This is a genomic window from Bacteroides stercorirosoris, assembly GCF_900142015.1.
Lineage (GTDB): Bacteria > Bacteroidota > Bacteroidia > Bacteroidales > Bacteroidaceae > Bacteroides > Bacteroides stercorirosoris.
Genome location: NZ_FQZN01000002.1, coordinates 296,520 through 312,530, shown reverse-complemented (window position 1 = coordinate 312,530; position 16,011 = coordinate 296,520). Strand labels below are relative to the sequence as shown.

The 16,011-nt window shown below is 46.6% G+C and carries 11 protein-coding genes; 8 read left to right on the top strand and 3 right to left on the bottom strand.

The window, feature by feature from the left end:
- The first annotated feature begins 13 nt into the window (after window positions 1-13).
- From BUC01_RS02670 to meaB, 4 genes are all read left to right on the top strand, one after another.
- A complete protein-coding gene (locus BUC01_RS02670; RefSeq protein WP_025831841.1) occupies window positions 14-508 on the top strand; it encodes a hypothetical protein in 495 nt (164 codons plus the stop codon).
- 734 nt (window positions 509-1,242) lie between these two features.
- Complete coding sequence (locus BUC01_RS02665; protein WP_073312635.1) at window positions 1,243-7,023, top strand: alpha-2-macroglobulin family protein; 5,781 nt, start codon at window positions 1,243-1,245, stop codon at window positions 7,021-7,023.
- A 153-nt stretch (window positions 7,024-7,176) separates the two neighbouring features.
- Complete coding sequence (locus BUC01_RS02660) at window positions 7,177-8,247, top strand: DUF1573 domain-containing protein (RefSeq protein ID WP_073312634.1); 1,071 nt, start codon at window positions 7,177-7,179, stop codon at window positions 8,245-8,247.
- Between the two features lie 48 nt (window positions 8,248-8,295).
- Complete coding sequence (meaB, locus tag BUC01_RS02655; protein ID WP_025831842.1) at window positions 8,296-9,393, top strand: methylmalonyl Co-A mutase-associated GTPase MeaB; 1,098 nt, start codon at window positions 8,296-8,298, stop codon at window positions 9,391-9,393.
- 90 nt (window positions 9,394-9,483) lie between these two features.
- Here the strand turns inward: meaB and BUC01_RS02650 are convergent, their stop codons facing one another.
- A complete protein-coding gene (locus tag BUC01_RS02650; RefSeq protein ID WP_025831843.1) occupies window positions 9,484-10,395 on the bottom strand; it encodes a DMT family transporter in 912 nt (303 codons plus the stop codon).
- Window positions 10,396-10,569: 174 nt separating this feature from the next.
- Entirely contained in the window at window positions 10,570-10,698 is a 129-nt protein-coding gene (locus BUC01_RS26045) for a hypothetical protein (protein WP_262483998.1), read from the bottom strand.
- A gap of 31 nt (window positions 10,699-10,729) precedes the next feature.
- Here BUC01_RS26045 and BUC01_RS02640 point away from each other — a divergent pair, with 31 nt between their 5' ends.
- The 4 genes from BUC01_RS02640 to BUC01_RS02625 all read left to right on the top strand — a co-directional run bounded on the left by BUC01_RS02640 (window position 10,730) and on the right by BUC01_RS02625 (window position 14,629).
- Window positions 10,730-11,560 carry an AAA family ATPase gene (locus BUC01_RS02640; RefSeq protein WP_025831844.1) on the top strand — a complete coding sequence of 277 codons (831 nt, stop codon included), beginning with the start codon at window positions 10,730-10,732 and terminating at the stop codon, window positions 11,558-11,560.
- A gap of 4 nt (window positions 11,561-11,564) precedes the next feature.
- Window positions 11,565-12,566, top strand: a complete 1,002-nt coding sequence (locus tag BUC01_RS02635) for a DUF4435 domain-containing protein (RefSeq protein WP_025831845.1) — start codon at window positions 11,565-11,567, stop codon at window positions 12,564-12,566.
- Window positions 12,567-12,593: 27 nt separating this feature from the next.
- Complete coding sequence (locus BUC01_RS02630) at window positions 12,594-13,853, top strand: mechanosensitive ion channel family protein (protein WP_025831846.1); 1,260 nt, start codon at window positions 12,594-12,596, stop codon at window positions 13,851-13,853.
- A 341-nt stretch (window positions 13,854-14,194) separates the two neighbouring features.
- Window positions 14,195-14,629 carry an HU family DNA-binding protein gene (locus tag BUC01_RS02625; protein ID WP_025831848.1) on the top strand — a complete coding sequence of 145 codons (435 nt, stop codon included), beginning with the start codon at window positions 14,195-14,197 and terminating at the stop codon, window positions 14,627-14,629.
- Between the two features lie 101 nt (window positions 14,630-14,730).
- Here the strand turns inward: BUC01_RS02625 and BUC01_RS02620 are convergent, their stop codons facing one another.
- Window positions 14,731-15,960 (bottom strand): hypothetical protein, encoded by a 1,230-nt coding sequence (locus BUC01_RS02620; protein ID WP_073312633.1) that lies wholly within the window; start codon window positions 15,958-15,960, stop codon window positions 14,731-14,733.
- Window positions 15,961-16,011 lie beyond the last annotated feature (51 nt).

The window sequence follows — 16,011 nt, the reverse complement described above, 5'->3', positions numbered from 1 at the left end:
TCAATAATAGAAAATGAAACAACTGATTTTTGTTTTTGTACTTGCCGCTCTTTTTAACCTTTTATCTTGCCAGTCAGCGGATAAAAAGCAGGCTGTAGTGGATTTATCGGAAGAACAATCGAATGATTTTGTTAGTGGATTAGTTCGGGAAGATACTCTAGCCGTAAAAGAATTAGTGGATAGGTTTATGACTTGTGTGCAAAACAAACAATACGAGCAGGCTGTTGTAATGCTTTATAGGCTTGATCCTGAAGATGCGTGGAATGAACCTCTTCAACTCAGCAATGAAGAAATGAATAATGTTGTCTGTATGCTGAGGCAGATTCCAGTGTTGAGTTATCGTATAAACAATATAAAGTTTGAAACGGCCTTAATGAATGAGGTGAAGTGTACTATAGTAATGAGGGAGGCCGATGGCACAACGCCGGAAGCCGTCAATAACTGGTATTTTAAACCTGTCAATTATTTAGGCGGATGGCGTCTTTGTTTGATGGACTCAAATTCATGACGCTATTATAAAAGAGAAAACTACTCTGTGAAGAATAGTCCTTTTTTTCACCATCGTGAAAAGTAAAATGTTGTTGTGTGAGGCTGTCCCCGGAGGGAGATGGCCTCACTCTTTTTCTGCCACCTTGTCTCTTACCTTGCCATTCTTACCGTTTCCTGCCATTCTTTCTTCTTATACCCCTTGTCTGATCTTCTTATTTTTGATATAGATCAAGAAATATGTTATATAACATGCTTTTTCGTCTATTATCACTTGTTGTCTTGAACAAAGGTCTTATTTTTGTGTTGTAAAACATATAATCAATAGGATAACAAGTTTTTTTAAGGAGGATAACAAAATGAAGATGTTAAAGAAAATTTTTAAGCACATCAGCGAGGCTGATAAGCATGTTTGGGGTTACTCAACGATTTATTAAACCCCTTTTTTATTGTGTGTATTTAGATTTTAGTTTTTAGGTATTAGTTTAATTTTTAAGGTTATGAAAAAAAAGATTTTTAAAACATGGAGAAACATTCTCGCCGAAGTAGGTCGGAACGAGATGTTAATGATGGGGTATACCCTAAAGAAGTAAGAAAGCATTTTAACTAGACTTTATGGAGCGAGGAGTACGTCCCGAAACGTACTCCTCGCTCTTTTTATATCCTCCTGAAAGGTTTTTTATTAAAAAAACAGCATTTGTTTAAACTTTATTTCTTTCCTTTGTTGTTAGTACAAAGACTAACAGAATAGTATCCATGGAAAGAATTCGAAGAATTTGTAGTTTAGTGCTGCTGGCGGCATTCCTGGGCTGTATGCCCATGCTGCATGCGCAGTCGTTTGATAAGTTGTGGAAACAAGTGGAGCAGGCTGAACAGAAAAGCTTGCCGCAAACCGTAATTAAGCTGGCGGATGAGATATTCCGGAAGGGGGAGAAAGAAAAAAATACCCCGCAGATGTTGAAAGCCTACATGTGCCGGAGAGACAATCAGGATATGTTGACGCCTGATAGTTTTTATGTCAATCTGCAAGGATTGGAACAATGGGCTAAGCTGGAAGAGAATACAGTTAGCCGTGCCGTGCTCAATTCGCTGGTAGCCAATATCTATGCTGATTATGCGGCCGGTAACCGTTGGGAATTAGGGCGACGTACTTCGCTTGATTTGGAGGAAAATGCCTTGCCGAAGGATATCCGTGAGTGGAGTGGTAACTTGTTCATGCAACAAGTTATGAAATATACCGGTGAAGCTCTGAAAGACTCGGTTGAACTGCTGAAAACGTCCTCACGCAGTTATGTTCCTTTTGTAGTTTTGGGAGATGCAAGTGAGTATTATCACCATGATATGTATCATTTGCTGGCATCGCGATCCATTGAAGCTTTACAAAACGTATCGGACTTTGATACGGATACGCTTGTGAAAAGTAAAATCATGGGCATTTACGGGCAGATGATTAATACCTACCGGAAGATGCCGGACCGGGAGGATGCAACCGTGTTGACTATGTTGGATTACATGAAGTGGCGCAATCAGAGAGAAGATGTATTGCTTCGTCCCCGTGCTTTAAAAGAGGGAGAGAGTGATGCTCCGAACCAGTACCTGCGTGCGCTGGATCGTATTATTAAAGATTATGCCAAGCGTGATGTTTGTGCGGAAGCCTATTTGGCTAAGGCGCGTTACTATCGTAATGAACAGAAAAATCAGAAAGCTTTGCAGCTTTGTGATGAGGCTATCAGCCTTTATCCCGATTACAAACGAATTTCGGCATTGCATAGTCTGAAGGGAGATATTCTGCGCCCCGAACTGACTTTGAATACGAATAAGACTGCCTATCCCGGTGATTCTTTGGCATTGCAGGTTACTCACAAGAACTTAGATGGCTTTACAGTCAATTTGTTCCGTACCACTTTGACAGAGTCGGTTACTGAAATGCCGGAGATAAACTCTGCTTTTTATAAGAAATATACCCGTAAGGTAAAGGCGGAACATTTGGTGCTGTCCCGTCCGGAAGATTATAATTTAGCTTCCGGTACATATAGTATTTTATTGCCTGATGAACCGGGCATTTATGTCTTGCAGGTTGTTCCGGATAGTAAAGAAGGGAAGAGTTCGGAAAATTTCATTTATCTGACCCGATTTAAGGCTCTGACGATGGCGCTGCCGGGAAATAATAATGAGGTAGTGGTGCTGGATGCTAAAACAGGTAATCCAGTTGCTGATGCCGAAGTCATTTTCTATTCTACCTATTATATAGGAAAGGATAACAAGGAAGTGGAACGGAAAACGACGGATGTAGCCGGTAAAGTAGTGTATAAGTCGGATTCAAAGATTCGTTCTTTGGTTGTCAGAAAAGGTTTGGATACGGCAATGCTGCTTCAGCGTACATCTTCCGGTTCTTTTACGAGTTGGGGAGACGATTTTGAGGAACCGCTTAATGAGTGGAAGCTACTGACCGACCGTTCTTTGTATCGTCCCGGACAAACTGTTTATGTGAAAGGTATAGCCTATACTCAAAAGGGTGATACGGCTGATGTAATCCCGAATGTTGTATGTGGAGTGGTGCTACGTGACGTAAACCGCAGGGAAATTTCACGCAAAGAACTACGGACGAACGAGTTCGGTTCATTTGCAACGGAGTTTATGCTTCCCACGGCCTGCTTGAATGGAAATTATACCATAGAAGCTTCCGGTGCAAAGAGCGAGGGCTGGGCGGATATACAAGTGGAAGAATATAAACGTCCAACCTTTGATATCGTATTCGATTCTCAAAAGGCATCCTATCAGGTGGGAGACAGTGTACAAGTGAAGGGTAATGCAAGTTCATTCAGTGGTGTACCTTTGCAGGGACTGGAATTGAATTATACAGTTATCCGGAATATTTATTCGTGGTGGCGGGGATATGGAAATGGAGGCACGCCTATCGCTTCCGGCAACGTAACCGTAGGCGATGATGGAGATTTCATCATCCCTGTTTGTCTGAAAGGTGATGATGATAATAACGTCTATTATACCTATCGGATAGAAGCATCCGTCACGAACCTGGCCGGTGAAACACAGACAGCCATCACATCATTGGCAGCAGGCAATCGTTCGGTAGTTCTTTCTGTTGATGATGAGGAACGTATCTGCAAGGATGATAGTATTTGTCTTACTTTCCATGCGAAGAACCTTAATGGAGGACCGGTAGCACTGAAAGGCGATTACCGTCTGCTGCAGGTAGTGAACGGAGATTCACTGGTTCGCATCAGTGCTACTTTTGAATCTAATATAGCCACCCTGTTGCCGGAATGGAAGAATTTGCCTTCCGGTGAATATGAACTGCAACTGAAAGCTAAGGACGACCAGGGCAGAAACGTGGATTTTGAAAAGAAGATTGTTCTTTTCTCTTATACTGATAATCGCCCAGTGGTGAAGTCCGACGTTTGGTTCTATATCCGCAATGACGAGTTTGATGCCGGACGTCCGGCACAGTTCTGTTTTGGAACTTCCTATAAAGACGCTTACGTGATGCTGGATATATTCAACGGCAAACAGCGTCTGGAAAGCAAGACGCTTCAGTTGTCCGACTCTATAGTCCGTTTCGATGTTCCCTATCGGGAGGCATACGGCAATGGAATCGAATACCTGTTCACTTTCGTCAAAGACGGCAAACATTATTCAAAGCTGGTAAGATTGAGAAAACGCGTGCCGGACAAGGAGTTGACCATGAAATGGGATGTTTTCCGCGATAAGCTACGCCCCGGACAGGAAGAAGAATGGCGCTTGACGATAAAGACTCCGCAAGGCACCCCGGCTATGGCTGAAATGCTTGCTACGATGTATGACGCTTCTTTGGATAAGATATATTATAACCGCCAGAGCTTCTTTGTAGACTATTCCAATTATATGCCTGGTATCGGTTGGCATGAAAGCTATATGAACAGGTTGTATTACTCTTGTAGCTTCCCGATAAAAGATTGGAAAGTACCTGTGATGATATATGACCGTTTCTATTCTCCAATAGATTTTGCGGGAGCGGTAGTGTTGGGATATAGGAGTACAAGGAAGGCTAATTTAACTGGTAGCGTAGGAGGAATGGCAACTGTTCAGAGCAGGGCTATGGCAAAGAACTCGGCGGATATGGTTGTTGCGGGTGACGACGCGGATATTGAGGAACATGCGATTTTTGAAAAAGCGATGGAAGCACCTGAAATGGCTACAGGCGGAGCTTCCACAGTTGAACTTCGCACTAGCTTTGCCGAAACAGCGTTCTTCTATCCACAACTGCGCACCAACGAACAAGGTGAAATATCCTTCTCCTTCACTATGCCGCAAAGTCTGACGCGCTGGAATTTCCGTGGATATTCCCATACGAAAGGTATGCTCACGGGCACGCTGGATGCTTCGGCAGTTACGTCCAAAGAATTTATGTTGTCCCCCAACATGCCGCGTTTCGTGCGGGTAGGGGATAAGACGAGTATTGCCGCAACCGTAACTAACCTGACAGGCAAGGCTCTGAAAGGAACTACTAAATTCATCCTCTTTAACCCGATGACAGAGAAAGTGATTTCCACGCAGAGTCAACCTTTCACTGTGGAAGCAGGAAAGACCGTTCCTGTTACTTTCCGCTTTACCGTGACAGATAAGTACGACTTTTTAGGTGTTCGCATGATTGCTGATGGCGGTACATTCAGTGATGGTGAGCAACACTTATTGCCCGTATTGAGCAACAAGGAATATATCACCGAAACCCTCGCCATGCCGATACGTGGTCAAGAAACCCGTACCTTCTCTCTGGACAGCCTGTTCAATTACAACAGCCGTACGGCTACCGACCGTCGACTGACAGTAGAGTTCACCGGTAATCCGGCTTGGTATGCCGTTCAGGCATTGCCTACGTTAAGCCAGCCTCGCACGGACAATGCTACAGCCTGGGCTGCCGCTTATTATGCAAATTCCCTTGCCTCTTATATCGCCAACAGTCAGCCGCGCATTAAAGCCGTATTCGATAGCTGGCGTATGCAGGGTGGTAAGAAAGAAACTTTCCTCAGCCAGTTGCAGAAGAACCAGGATGTGAAGAATATCCTTCTTGAAGAAAGCCCGTGGCTGATGGAAGCCACTACAGAAGCTGAACAGCAGGCACGTATCGCCACCTTGTTCGATCTTAATAATCTGGCAAATGGAAATATAACCGCTCTTACCAGATTGAAGGAATTGCAAGAGTCAAACGGTGCCTGGAGTTGGTACAAAGGTATGCCCGGCAGCCGTAGCATGACGGGGTATATAACCGAACTTCTCGTCCGCCTGCCTTTGCTCACCGGAGCCAAGAATTCCAATGATGCCCTTTCCATGCAGCAGAATGCTTTCAACTATCTGCATCAGCAGGCGTTGGAAGAATACAAGAATATCCGTAAAGCCGAAAAGAATGGTGCCAAGATAACTACTCTTTCATACCCGGCTATGCAATATCTCTATCTGGTAGCTATCTCCGGTGAGAAAGTTCCCGTTGCCAATGAAGCGGCTTACCGCTACTTCCTTTCTATGGTCGGCAAGAACCTGAATTCAAATGCAATGGGCATCAAGGCACAGTCCGCCGTCATTCTGCAAAAAGCAGGCCGTGCGTCCGAGACTAATGAGTTCATCGCCTCCATCAAAGAGCATCTGGTGCAGACAAATGAGCGGGGTGCTTACTTTGCTTTCAATGAAAAGCCCTTCCTTTGGGGAACTCAGCCGATTTCTGTTCATGTAGAGGTAATGGAAGCCCTGCGTATGGCAGGTGGCAACGGTGCACTGGTAGAAGAAATGAAACTCTGGTTGCTGAAGCAGAAACAAACTACAAGCTGGAATTCGTCCGTGGCAACAGCCGATGCCATTTATGCATTGCTCTGCCAGGGTAGCGATCTGTTGGTATCCCGTGGTGATGTACGCATTGTGCTTGGTAATAAAGTATTGGAAACATATAGCCCTGCCAAGACTACTGTTCCCGGTTTGGGATATATCAAGGAGAGCTTTGCACAAGGCAGCCCTGAATTGCGTGCCAAGTCCATTACGGTAGAAAAACGGGATGCAGGCGTTGCATGGGGTGCAGTCTATGCACAATATTTATCTCCGATTTCCGACGTGAAACAACAGGGAGGCGAGTTGGCTGTTGAAAAGAAACTCTACGTAGAGCGCACCTTGCCCGGTGGAAAGGCCGAATTACAGCCGGTTACTGCTTCCACCCGTCTGAATGTAGGTGATAAAGTGGTTTCCCGCCTGACGATACGCCTCGACCGTGCTATGGACTTCGTTCAGTTGAAAGACCAACGCGGAGCTTGCTTCGAACCGATGAATTTCATCTCCGGTTATCGCTGGAATAGCGGAACAGGTTATTATGTGGAGATAGAAGACGCTTCCACTAATTTCTTCTTCGACAGTTTGAGTAAAGGCGTATATGTGCTGGAATACAGCTATCGCGTCAGCCGCAGCGGTCAGTATGAAGCCGGACTGGCAACCATACAATGTGCTTATGCACCGGAATATGCCGCGCATTCGTCATCCATGAAAGTCGATGTAGAATAGTATTGCATACAGAGACATAGAAGCGCGGGGTTCTTTTCAAAATATGAAACGAACCCCGCGTATCTGTATATAATACAAGAAATTTTAAAACAGCCTTTTAGGAACTCTCATTTAAAACACCTACTTTTGTGCATCCTAAAAAAAGAGAAACGAATGAAACGAACCCTGATATGTATATGCGCGCTTGCCGCCACTGCACTTACCGCCATGGCGCAACCGCGTTTTTCGTCCAATAAAGAAACGCATAGCTTCGGACAGATAGAATGGAAACATCCCGTCAGCGTGCAGTATGTCATCACCAACACGGGCGACCAGCCTCTGGTGCTTACTGACGTGGACCCTTCCTGTGCCTGTTCCGTAGCCCAATGGACGCAGACACCCATTGCCCCCGGTGATAAAGGTACTATCACTGTGGACTTTGATGCGAAAGCGTTGGGACACTTTGACAAGTCCGTAGCCGTTTACACGAATGCAGAGCCTAATCTGGCTTACCTGCACTTCACGGGTGAGGTGGTGCGTGAGATAAAAGACTTTACGAATGCCTATCCTTATCTTATCGGCCAGATACGTATCGACAAGAACGAAATAGATTTCCCTGATACCCACCGTGGTGAGAAACCTGTGATACGTATCGGTGTGGTGAACCAGTCGGATCGTTCGTATGAACCCGTGCTGATGCATCTGCCTTCTTATCTGGACATGGAGGTAGAACCCAATGTGCTTCAAAAAGGTGAGAGAGGTCTCATCACCTTGACTCTTAACACTGAGAAACTGACAGACCTCGGATTGACTCAATCGTCCGTTTATCTTTCCCGTTTCACTGGTGATAAGGTGAGTGACGAAAACGAAATACCGCTTTCTGCCATCCTATTACCCGACTTTTCCGGTCTTACTGCTTCAGATATGGCTAATGCTCCCGTTATCCGTCTTTCGGAAACAGATATAGACCTGAGTGCTTTGCTGGCAAAGAAGAATAAGGTGAAACATGATATACAACTCACCAATGCCGGACGTTCTCCGTTGCAAATCAGTAAATTGCAAGTTTTCAATCCTGCCTTGGGTGTAGGTTTGAAGAAGAGCGTGTTGCAGCCGGGCGAAACTACCCGTTTGCGTGTGACGGTGGATAAGAGGAACATTGCCAAGAAGAAACGCCACCTGCGCATTCTGATGATAACAAACGACCCTACGCAACCGAAGGTGGAGATTAATATCAAAGCCAAGTAATTTCCTAATTTTCATTCTTTAATTATTCATTCCTTAATTTGCCCCGTCATGGAACATCCTGAAAACAATGAATCCTATAAAGGACTGGTTGTCAATGCAGGCATTGAGCAACCTTCATCTGTCAATCCCTATCGTCGTCTGAAACCTAAGAAACGTCAGCTTTCCGTAGCAGAGTTTGTGGAAGGTATCATAAAAGGGGATGTAACCATTCTGAGCCAGGCGGTGACTTTGGTGGAAAGTGTGAAGCCTGAGCATCAGGCAGTGGCGCAAGAAGTTATTGAGAAATGTCTGCCTTATTCGGGAAATTCTGTCCGTGTGGGCATCAGTGGTGTGCCGGGAGCGGGAAAGAGTACTTCTATTGATGTTTTCGGTCTGCATGTATTAGAGAAATATGCCGGTAAACTGGCAGTACTTGCCATCGACCCCAGTAGCGAACGTAGCAAAGGCAGTATCTTGGGGGATAAGACGCGTATGGAGCAACTTTCCGTTCATCCCAGTTCTTTTATTCGCCCCAGTCCATCGGCAGGGTCTCTTGGTGGTGTGGCTCGCAAAACGCGTGAAACGATTATTCTTTGTGAGGCGGCAGGCTTCGATAAGATATTTGTAGAGACAGTAGGTGTAGGACAAAGCGAGACGGCTGTACACTCTATGGTCGATTTCTTCCTGCTTATTCAGTTGGCCGGTACGGGCGATGAGTTGCAAGGCATCAAACGCGGCATTATGGAGATGGCGGACGGTATCGTTATCAATAAGGCTGACGGTGACAATCTGGATCGTGCCAAGTTGGCTGCAACGCAATTCCGCAATGCATTGCATCTGTTCCCTGCTCCCGAATCAGGATGGACGCCGCAGGTGATGACCTATTCCGGTTTCTATAACTTGGGTGTGAAGGAAATCTGGGATATGATTTACGAGTACATCGCTTTTGTGAAAGATAATGGTTACTTTGAGTACCGCCGTAATGAGCAAAGCAAATATTGGATGTACGAAAGCATCAACGAACGTTTGCGCGATAGTTTCTATCATAATCCTGCTATAGAGGCGATGTTGGCAGAGAAAGAACAACAAGTCCTGCAAGGCAAGCTCACCTCCTTTGTGGCAGCGAAAAGTCTTCTCGATACGTATTTCGGAGAGCTGAAAAAATAGTGATTGGTGGTTGATGATTAGTGATTAGTACCCTGCGGCATCATAGCGCAGCCTACTAATCACTAATCACCAACCGCTAATCACTCTATCTCACACCTCTTTCCCAGCCTTTTCAAAGTCTGCCTTCGACTTACTCTTTGTCACAATATACACTCCAAGGAACACCAAGGCAATAGCAGCTCCTTTTTCCCATCCGAATACTCCCAGCCCCATGATGATGGCAGCAATGGAAGCTACGATAGGTTGCATATAATTGTACATGCTTACCACTGTCGGGCGCATCAGCCTTTGGGCAGTCATAATAAAGATGTAAGCAAGGAAACTACCTCCCACTACTACATATCCCACTTGCACGAATGCAGCCGTAGAGATTTCCGTCCACTGAATACTTGCCACATCATGATAAGAGAACGGGATATAGCACATGGATGCATACACGAACATCCACTTATTCAGCGTGATAGGAGAATATTTCTGCGACAAGCCCTTGAATACGGTCAGATAAATGGAGAAGCTGATTTGTGCAACCAGGCAGAGTAAATCCCCGATGATACTGCTGTTGCCACCACCTGCAGTCTGGCTGCTCATAATAAGTATCAAAGCTCCCATGGCACCCACAAAGATGCCCAACACTTTCAGATTGGTAACCGGCTCTTTCAGATAGATAGCCGCTATTATCATGGTTACGATGGGCAGCGTTGTCGTCACGATGGATGCATCAATGGGCGAAGTCATTGAAAGTCCGAAGATATAAACCCCTTGATTGAAGACCAGTGCAAAGAGTGATGCGAAGAATATTTTCAGCATATCCCGGTGATCTACATGTTCGCGTTTGCAGAAAGCCGACAATAGCCAGAAACAGGCCGCTGCGCCCACCATACGGAACGTAGTTACTGACAAGGCCGAAAACTCCATAAGTGCAGATTTGCCGATAGGAGCCATTAGTCCCCATAAAACATTGGCAGTCAGGGCGAATATGTGCCCTTGTACATTCTTATTCATATTCTTTTCGCTTTTGAGGATGCAAAAGAACAACTATTTTTTGAAACGAGGAAGTCTTTTCGGCTTTTATATACTTGCGGTGAAGTCATTGAGAGGTTTCTTATTACAGTTAAGTATATCCTCACAATTACTTTGTATTTTGATAGTATCTCTGGAACCTTTACCAATGTCGTCTTACGAAACCGTCTGGGCGGCTCCATTTATCTTGATACCTCCTATAGGGATGGTACCCGCTTCTGCATAGATTTGCCTGTCGAAGAGTGAATTTTCTATCCGTAGGGCGTGGAAATCAGAGATTATCACGTATATTTGTTTCTAATTAAAAGTAAGAACTATGGAACAACAAGCCAATTACATCCAGCGAATCGAGATACACGGGTTGTGGGACCGTTATAACATAGCGTGGAATCTGCGTCCCGATGTCAACATCCTTTCCGGCATCAACGGAGTAGGGAAGACCACCATCCTCAACCGTTCCGTCCACTATCTGGAAGAACTTTCGGGCGAGATAAAGAACGGTGAGATAGAAGGGGTACGTATCACCTTCGACCATCCCGATGCCACTTACATCCCTTATGACGTCATTCGCAGTTACGACCGCCCCCTGATAATGGGCGACTTCACTGCCCGCATGGCCGACCCGAATGTCAAGTCCGAACTCGACTGGCAACTCTACCTCCTGCAACGCCGCTACCTCGACTATCAGGTCAACATCGGCAACAAGATGATAGAACTCCTTTCCGGTGATGAACAGCAGCGCGCGCAAGCCGCCTCCCTATCCATCCCCAAGCGGAAGTTTCAGGACATGATGGACCAGTTGTTCAGCTACACCCGCAAGACCATAGACCGCCGCAGCAACGAAATCATTTTCTACCAGGATGGCGAACGCCTTTTGCCTTATAAACTTTCCTCCGGTGAGAAACAGATGCTTATCATCCTCCTTACCGTACTGGTGCGCGACGATGCCCACTGCGTCCTCTTCATGGACGAGCCCGAAGCCTCCCTGCACATCGAGTGGCAACAGAAGCTCATCAGCATGATACGCGAACTGAATCCCAACGTGCAACTGATACTTACCACCCATTCCCCCGCCGTCATCATGGAAGGCTGGCTGGATGCGGTGACGGAGGTTGATGAAATTTCTTCAGTTATAACTAATAACTAAAAAAGTGGCTACTTCTTTAAAACATAATCTTACCTCCGCCTACTTCAATGCTGCTAACAAACTTTATCCTAAGAAAGCCCGGCGGCGCATTGTGGCTTATGTGGAAAGTTACGACGATGTAGCTTTCTGGCGAACGTTGCTGGCGGAGTTTGAGACAGATGAATATTATTTCCAGGTGATGCTGCCCTCGGCTACTTCCCTTGCGAAAGGGAAGAAAATGGTGTTGATGAATACGCTGAACACTGCCGAACTGGGCAAAAGCCTGATAGCCTGTGTGGACAGTGACTACGATTTCCTGTTGCAAGGCAAGACGAGCGTTTCCCATAAGATAAACAGTAGTCCCTATATATTCCAGACGTATGCCTATGCCATCGAGAACTTCCATTGCTATGCCGAAAGCCTGCATGAAGTATGTGTGCAAGCCACGTTGAACGACCGTAAACTGATAGACTTCCCTGCTTTCCTGAAAAGCTATTCGCAGATTGTCTATCCGCTTTTCCTGTGGAACGTTTTCTTTTATCGCCGGCGTGATACGTCTACTTTTCCGATGTACGACTTCAACGCCTGCACGCGCTTGCAAGAAGTCAATGTGCATCACCCCGAACGGACGCTGGAACCTGTGCAACGTGCCGTTTCGGCAAAACTCTCCGAACTGCGTAAGCGCTTCCCGCAGTATATAAAACCTGTGGATAGCCTGACCGCGGAATTCGACAGGCTGGGGCTGAACCCTGATACAGCTTACCTCTACATACAGGGACACCACCTCATGGACAGCGTTGTGATGAAACTTCTCATTCCCGTCTGCACCGTGCTGCGTCGTGAGCGCGAACAGGAAATCAAGCGCCTGGCCGCCCACAACGTACAATTCCATAACGAGCTGACCAGCTATGAGAACAGCCAGGTCAACGTCAGTCTGATGCTGAAAAAGAACAGCGGTTACAAGAACCTTTACCTGTATCAGTGGTTGAAAGAGGATATAAGAGACTTCCTGGAAAGGGAGAAGTGAATAATTCAATAATAAACCCTTAGTATCATGAGCATTGTACAACAAATCAATGAAGGACTTCAAACATTAGGTTTCAGCCAGTCATTGGCCGACCAGTTAGATCAATTTATAGCTTTTCTGGGAGTACTCCTTGTAGCTTATCTGGCCGACGCTGTTTGTCGGAACATCTTGCTGAAAGTCGTTTCGCGTCTGGTAAAACAAACCAAGGCCACGTGGGATGACATCGTTTTCGACCGTAAGGTTATGGTGCATCTCAGCCGCATGGTGGCGCCTATTCTTGTTTATATCCTGATTCCTCTGGCATTCTCCGATGCAGATTCGGCGACGCTTGCGCTTATCCAGCGCTTCTGCCTTATCTTCATCATTATCATGTTCCTCAGCTTTATCAGCGCTCTGCTTACGGCAGTTTATACCGTTTACAGTGAGAAGGAACAGTTCCGTGACCGCCCTCTGAAAGGATTTTTGCAGACGGCACAGGTCATTATTTATTTTATTGGCGGCATCATCGTTGTCAGCATACTGATAGACCGTTCGCCCGGTGTATTGCTCACCGGCCTGGGAGCTTCGGCGGCTGTGCTGATGTTGGTATTCAAGGACAGTATCATGGGCTTCGTCTCCGGTGTGCAACTCTCTGCTAACAATATGCTGAGAGTGGGCGACTGGATTACCATGCCCAAGTATGGTGCGGATGGTGATGTGATAGAAGTGTCACTGAACACGGTGAAGATACGCAATTTCGATAAGACCATCACTACCATTCCTCCCTATCTGTTGGTGAGCGACTCTTTCCAGAACTGGCGCGGCATGCAGGAGAGTGGCGGACGCCGTATCAAACGTTCCATCAACATCGACATGAACAGCGTGAAGTTCTGCACTCCCGAAATGCTGGCTAAATATCGCAAGATACAACTCCTGACGGACTATGTGGAGCAGACGGAAGAAGTGATAAAAGAGTATAACCAGGAGCATCACATTGATAACTCCATCCTTGTGAACGGTCGCCGTCAGACAAATCTCGGTGTCTTCCGTGCTTATCTGAACTGCTACCTGAAGAGTCATCCGGGTGTAAACCATGATATGACTTGCATGGTGCGCCAGCTCCAGCCTACCGATCATGGTATCCCATTGGAACTTTATTTCTTCTCCGCTACCACATCCTGGATACCTTACGAGGATTTGCAGTCCGACGTCTTTGACCACCTACTGGCTATTATTTCCGAATTCGACCTGCATGTGTTCCAGTCACCATCCGGAGATGATTTCCGAAAGACAATCCTGAAGGACTAAATGATTTGTGTTATATCTTCATCTCACAAAGCATACCTATTCATTGCATTTCTCATTAGGACTTAGTACCTTTGAGTCCTACTTTGAAAGGTCATAACATCCCCATCTTTTCTCCGAAAACATCCCCATGTTTTGGGGTAAAACATCCGGGTGTTTTGGGTGAAAACATCCCCATGTTTTAGGGTAAAACATCCGGGTGTTTTCGATACTCAGTCCTAAAGTGATGTGTGCTCAGTCCTTATGCGTGAACAATAAAGTATAGGTATGATGGATGCTAAGTATAGGTGCGTGTGGCATAAAACATTGATAATAAACTAATAATAAAGAAAGAGAAGAAAGACATGACAATGAATTATGTAGTCCGCAAGAAGGTGGACAAGAGTAAGGGCAAAGCAGTGGTGCGCTACTATGCCGCTTCGAAGGTGCTGCAACCGGAGCCGGTGAGCAACGAGGAGATTGCGAAACGACTGGCCGAAATCAGTTCGTTGCAGGTGGGCGATGCGCAGTCCGTGTTGGTACAGTTGCCGGACATCATAGCCGACTTCCTTGCCAGCGGGCGTACGGTGAACATCCGTGGATTGGGTAACTTCTTTCCCGCCATCACCAGCGAACCTGTGGAACGGGTGGAGGACTGCACAGCGGACAAAGTGCGTATATCGCGCATTTGCTTTAAGGCAGCGGGCAGCTTTGTGAAGCGTATCTATAAGAATTTGGATTTGTTCAGCTTCCAGGTGCGGGAGTTGAAGAAGGAACAGAAGAAGAAAGAGAAAGAGTGACAAGCTCTATACGCGCAAACGCCGGGCGGTTCCCCTGAACCTGCCCGGCGTTGCTGCTGTAGAAGCTATTTTTGCTTCGAGTGATGTGTGTTTCCTGTGTATTATTGTTTCAGCCAGTTACCGCTGGTCCAGGTGTCGCCTGCCTTCACTGCACCTTTGTATTCGGCTTTGGTGAAGAAACTGTCGGCGCTGAGGTCCTTGCCGCCATCGAGCGTACCTTCGTAGAGGTTCTCCCAGGTGAAGGTTTGTGAAGCAAGATTGCCTGTTGCAGTTGTAAACATATGGTTGGTATAGATGCCTTCTTTGGAAGAGATTGTTCCGCTGATGGCTACATATTCTATTTTGGAGATGCCGTCTTTCAGGGCGTTCTCTGTTTCGACAGTCTCTACGCTCAGAGGTAATCCTTTGCCGGTGATGAGCGTGTTGTAAAGTTCCACCTGGGTTCCGGCACGCAGGCGTACACCTTGTTTGCTACCGCCGTTGCCTATCAATGTCAGGTTGGCAAGGATGGGGTGTGCCACTGGGGTTGCGCCGAAGCTTTTGCCGTTATTGTCGCACTCCAGCAGGCAGTCGCAATCGTATCCCAGTGTTTCGGCTGCTTCCTGGTAGGCAACGAGGAACTGGGCTTTGCCGTTCCATCCTTCGGTCCAGTCGAAGGAGTCGTCGCTACAGTCGGTAGCCACCAGATACTTCACGTTTACGGAGCCGCCAAAGAATTCGAAGCCGTCGTCCGAACCCATGTAGGCCTGGCAGTATTCCACCGTTGTGCCGCTACCTACGCCGTAGAAGGTGATGCCATTGGCCTCGTGCTCTTCATCGAAGGCATAGCCGGTGTATTCTACGCGGACGTAGCGCAACGTACCGGAGTTGTCGGCATCATTGTTGCCGCCATAAGTTGCGCCGCCTATTTCGGAACTGCCTGTTCCGCCTTCGGCATTGGTGTGCGCATATCCGCAGAGGTGGATACCACCCCAGGCGCCCGGTTCTTTCTTTTCAGAAGTCATGATGATGGGACTGCTGGCGGTTCCCTGGGCATCAATCTTGGCGCCTTGTTCTACGAGGATGTAGTCCACTACGTCGTCATGTTTGGCAACGATGGTGACGCCTGCGGGGATTTTCAGGGTGGCGCCGTTCTTTATGTGTATGCCGCCGCTCAGCGTATAGGTCTTTCCTGCTTCCAGTTCCGTATTGCTTTCGATGTCTTTCGTCAGTTCATACTTGTTGTCTTCACCGCCGCCGCCAGTGTCGGGCTCGTTATCGGTACACGCGGTGAATAAGGTCAGGCTTGCCGCAAGGGCGAGACTCATGAATTTCAAATTAATTGTTCTCATAATTTAATTGTTTGAAATGATAAAATAAGAAATAATATGATTGTTGTTAGT

Bases quoted from the DNA above. Each gene is read 5' to 3' on its own strand.
- BUC01_RS02670 (WP_025831841.1), top strand. From the start codon at position 14: ATGAAACAACTGATTTTTGTTTTTGTACTTGCCGCTCTTTTTAACCTT.
- BUC01_RS02665 (WP_073312635.1), top strand. From the start codon at position 1,243: ATGGAAAGAATTCGAAGAATTTGTAGTTTAGTGCTGCTGGCGGCATTC.
- BUC01_RS02660 (WP_073312634.1), top strand. From the start codon at position 7,177: ATGAAACGAACCCTGATATGTATATGCGCGCTTGCCGCCACTGCACTT.
- meaB (WP_025831842.1), top strand. From the start codon at position 8,296: ATGGAACATCCTGAAAACAATGAATCCTATAAAGGACTGGTTGTCAAT.
- BUC01_RS02650 (WP_025831843.1), bottom strand. From the start codon at position 10,395: ATGAATAAGAATGTACAAGGGCACATATTCGCCCTGACTGCCAATGTT.
- BUC01_RS02640 (WP_025831844.1), top strand. From the start codon at position 10,730: ATGGAACAACAAGCCAATTACATCCAGCGAATCGAGATACACGGGTTG.
- BUC01_RS02630 (WP_025831846.1), top strand. From the start codon at position 12,594: ATGAGCATTGTACAACAAATCAATGAAGGACTTCAAACATTAGGTTTC.
- BUC01_RS02625 (WP_025831848.1), top strand. From the start codon at position 14,195: ATGACAATGAATTATGTAGTCCGCAAGAAGGTGGACAAGAGTAAGGGC.
- BUC01_RS02620 (WP_073312633.1), bottom strand. From the start codon at position 15,960: ATGAGAACAATTAATTTGAAATTCATGAGTCTCGCCCTTGCGGCAAGC.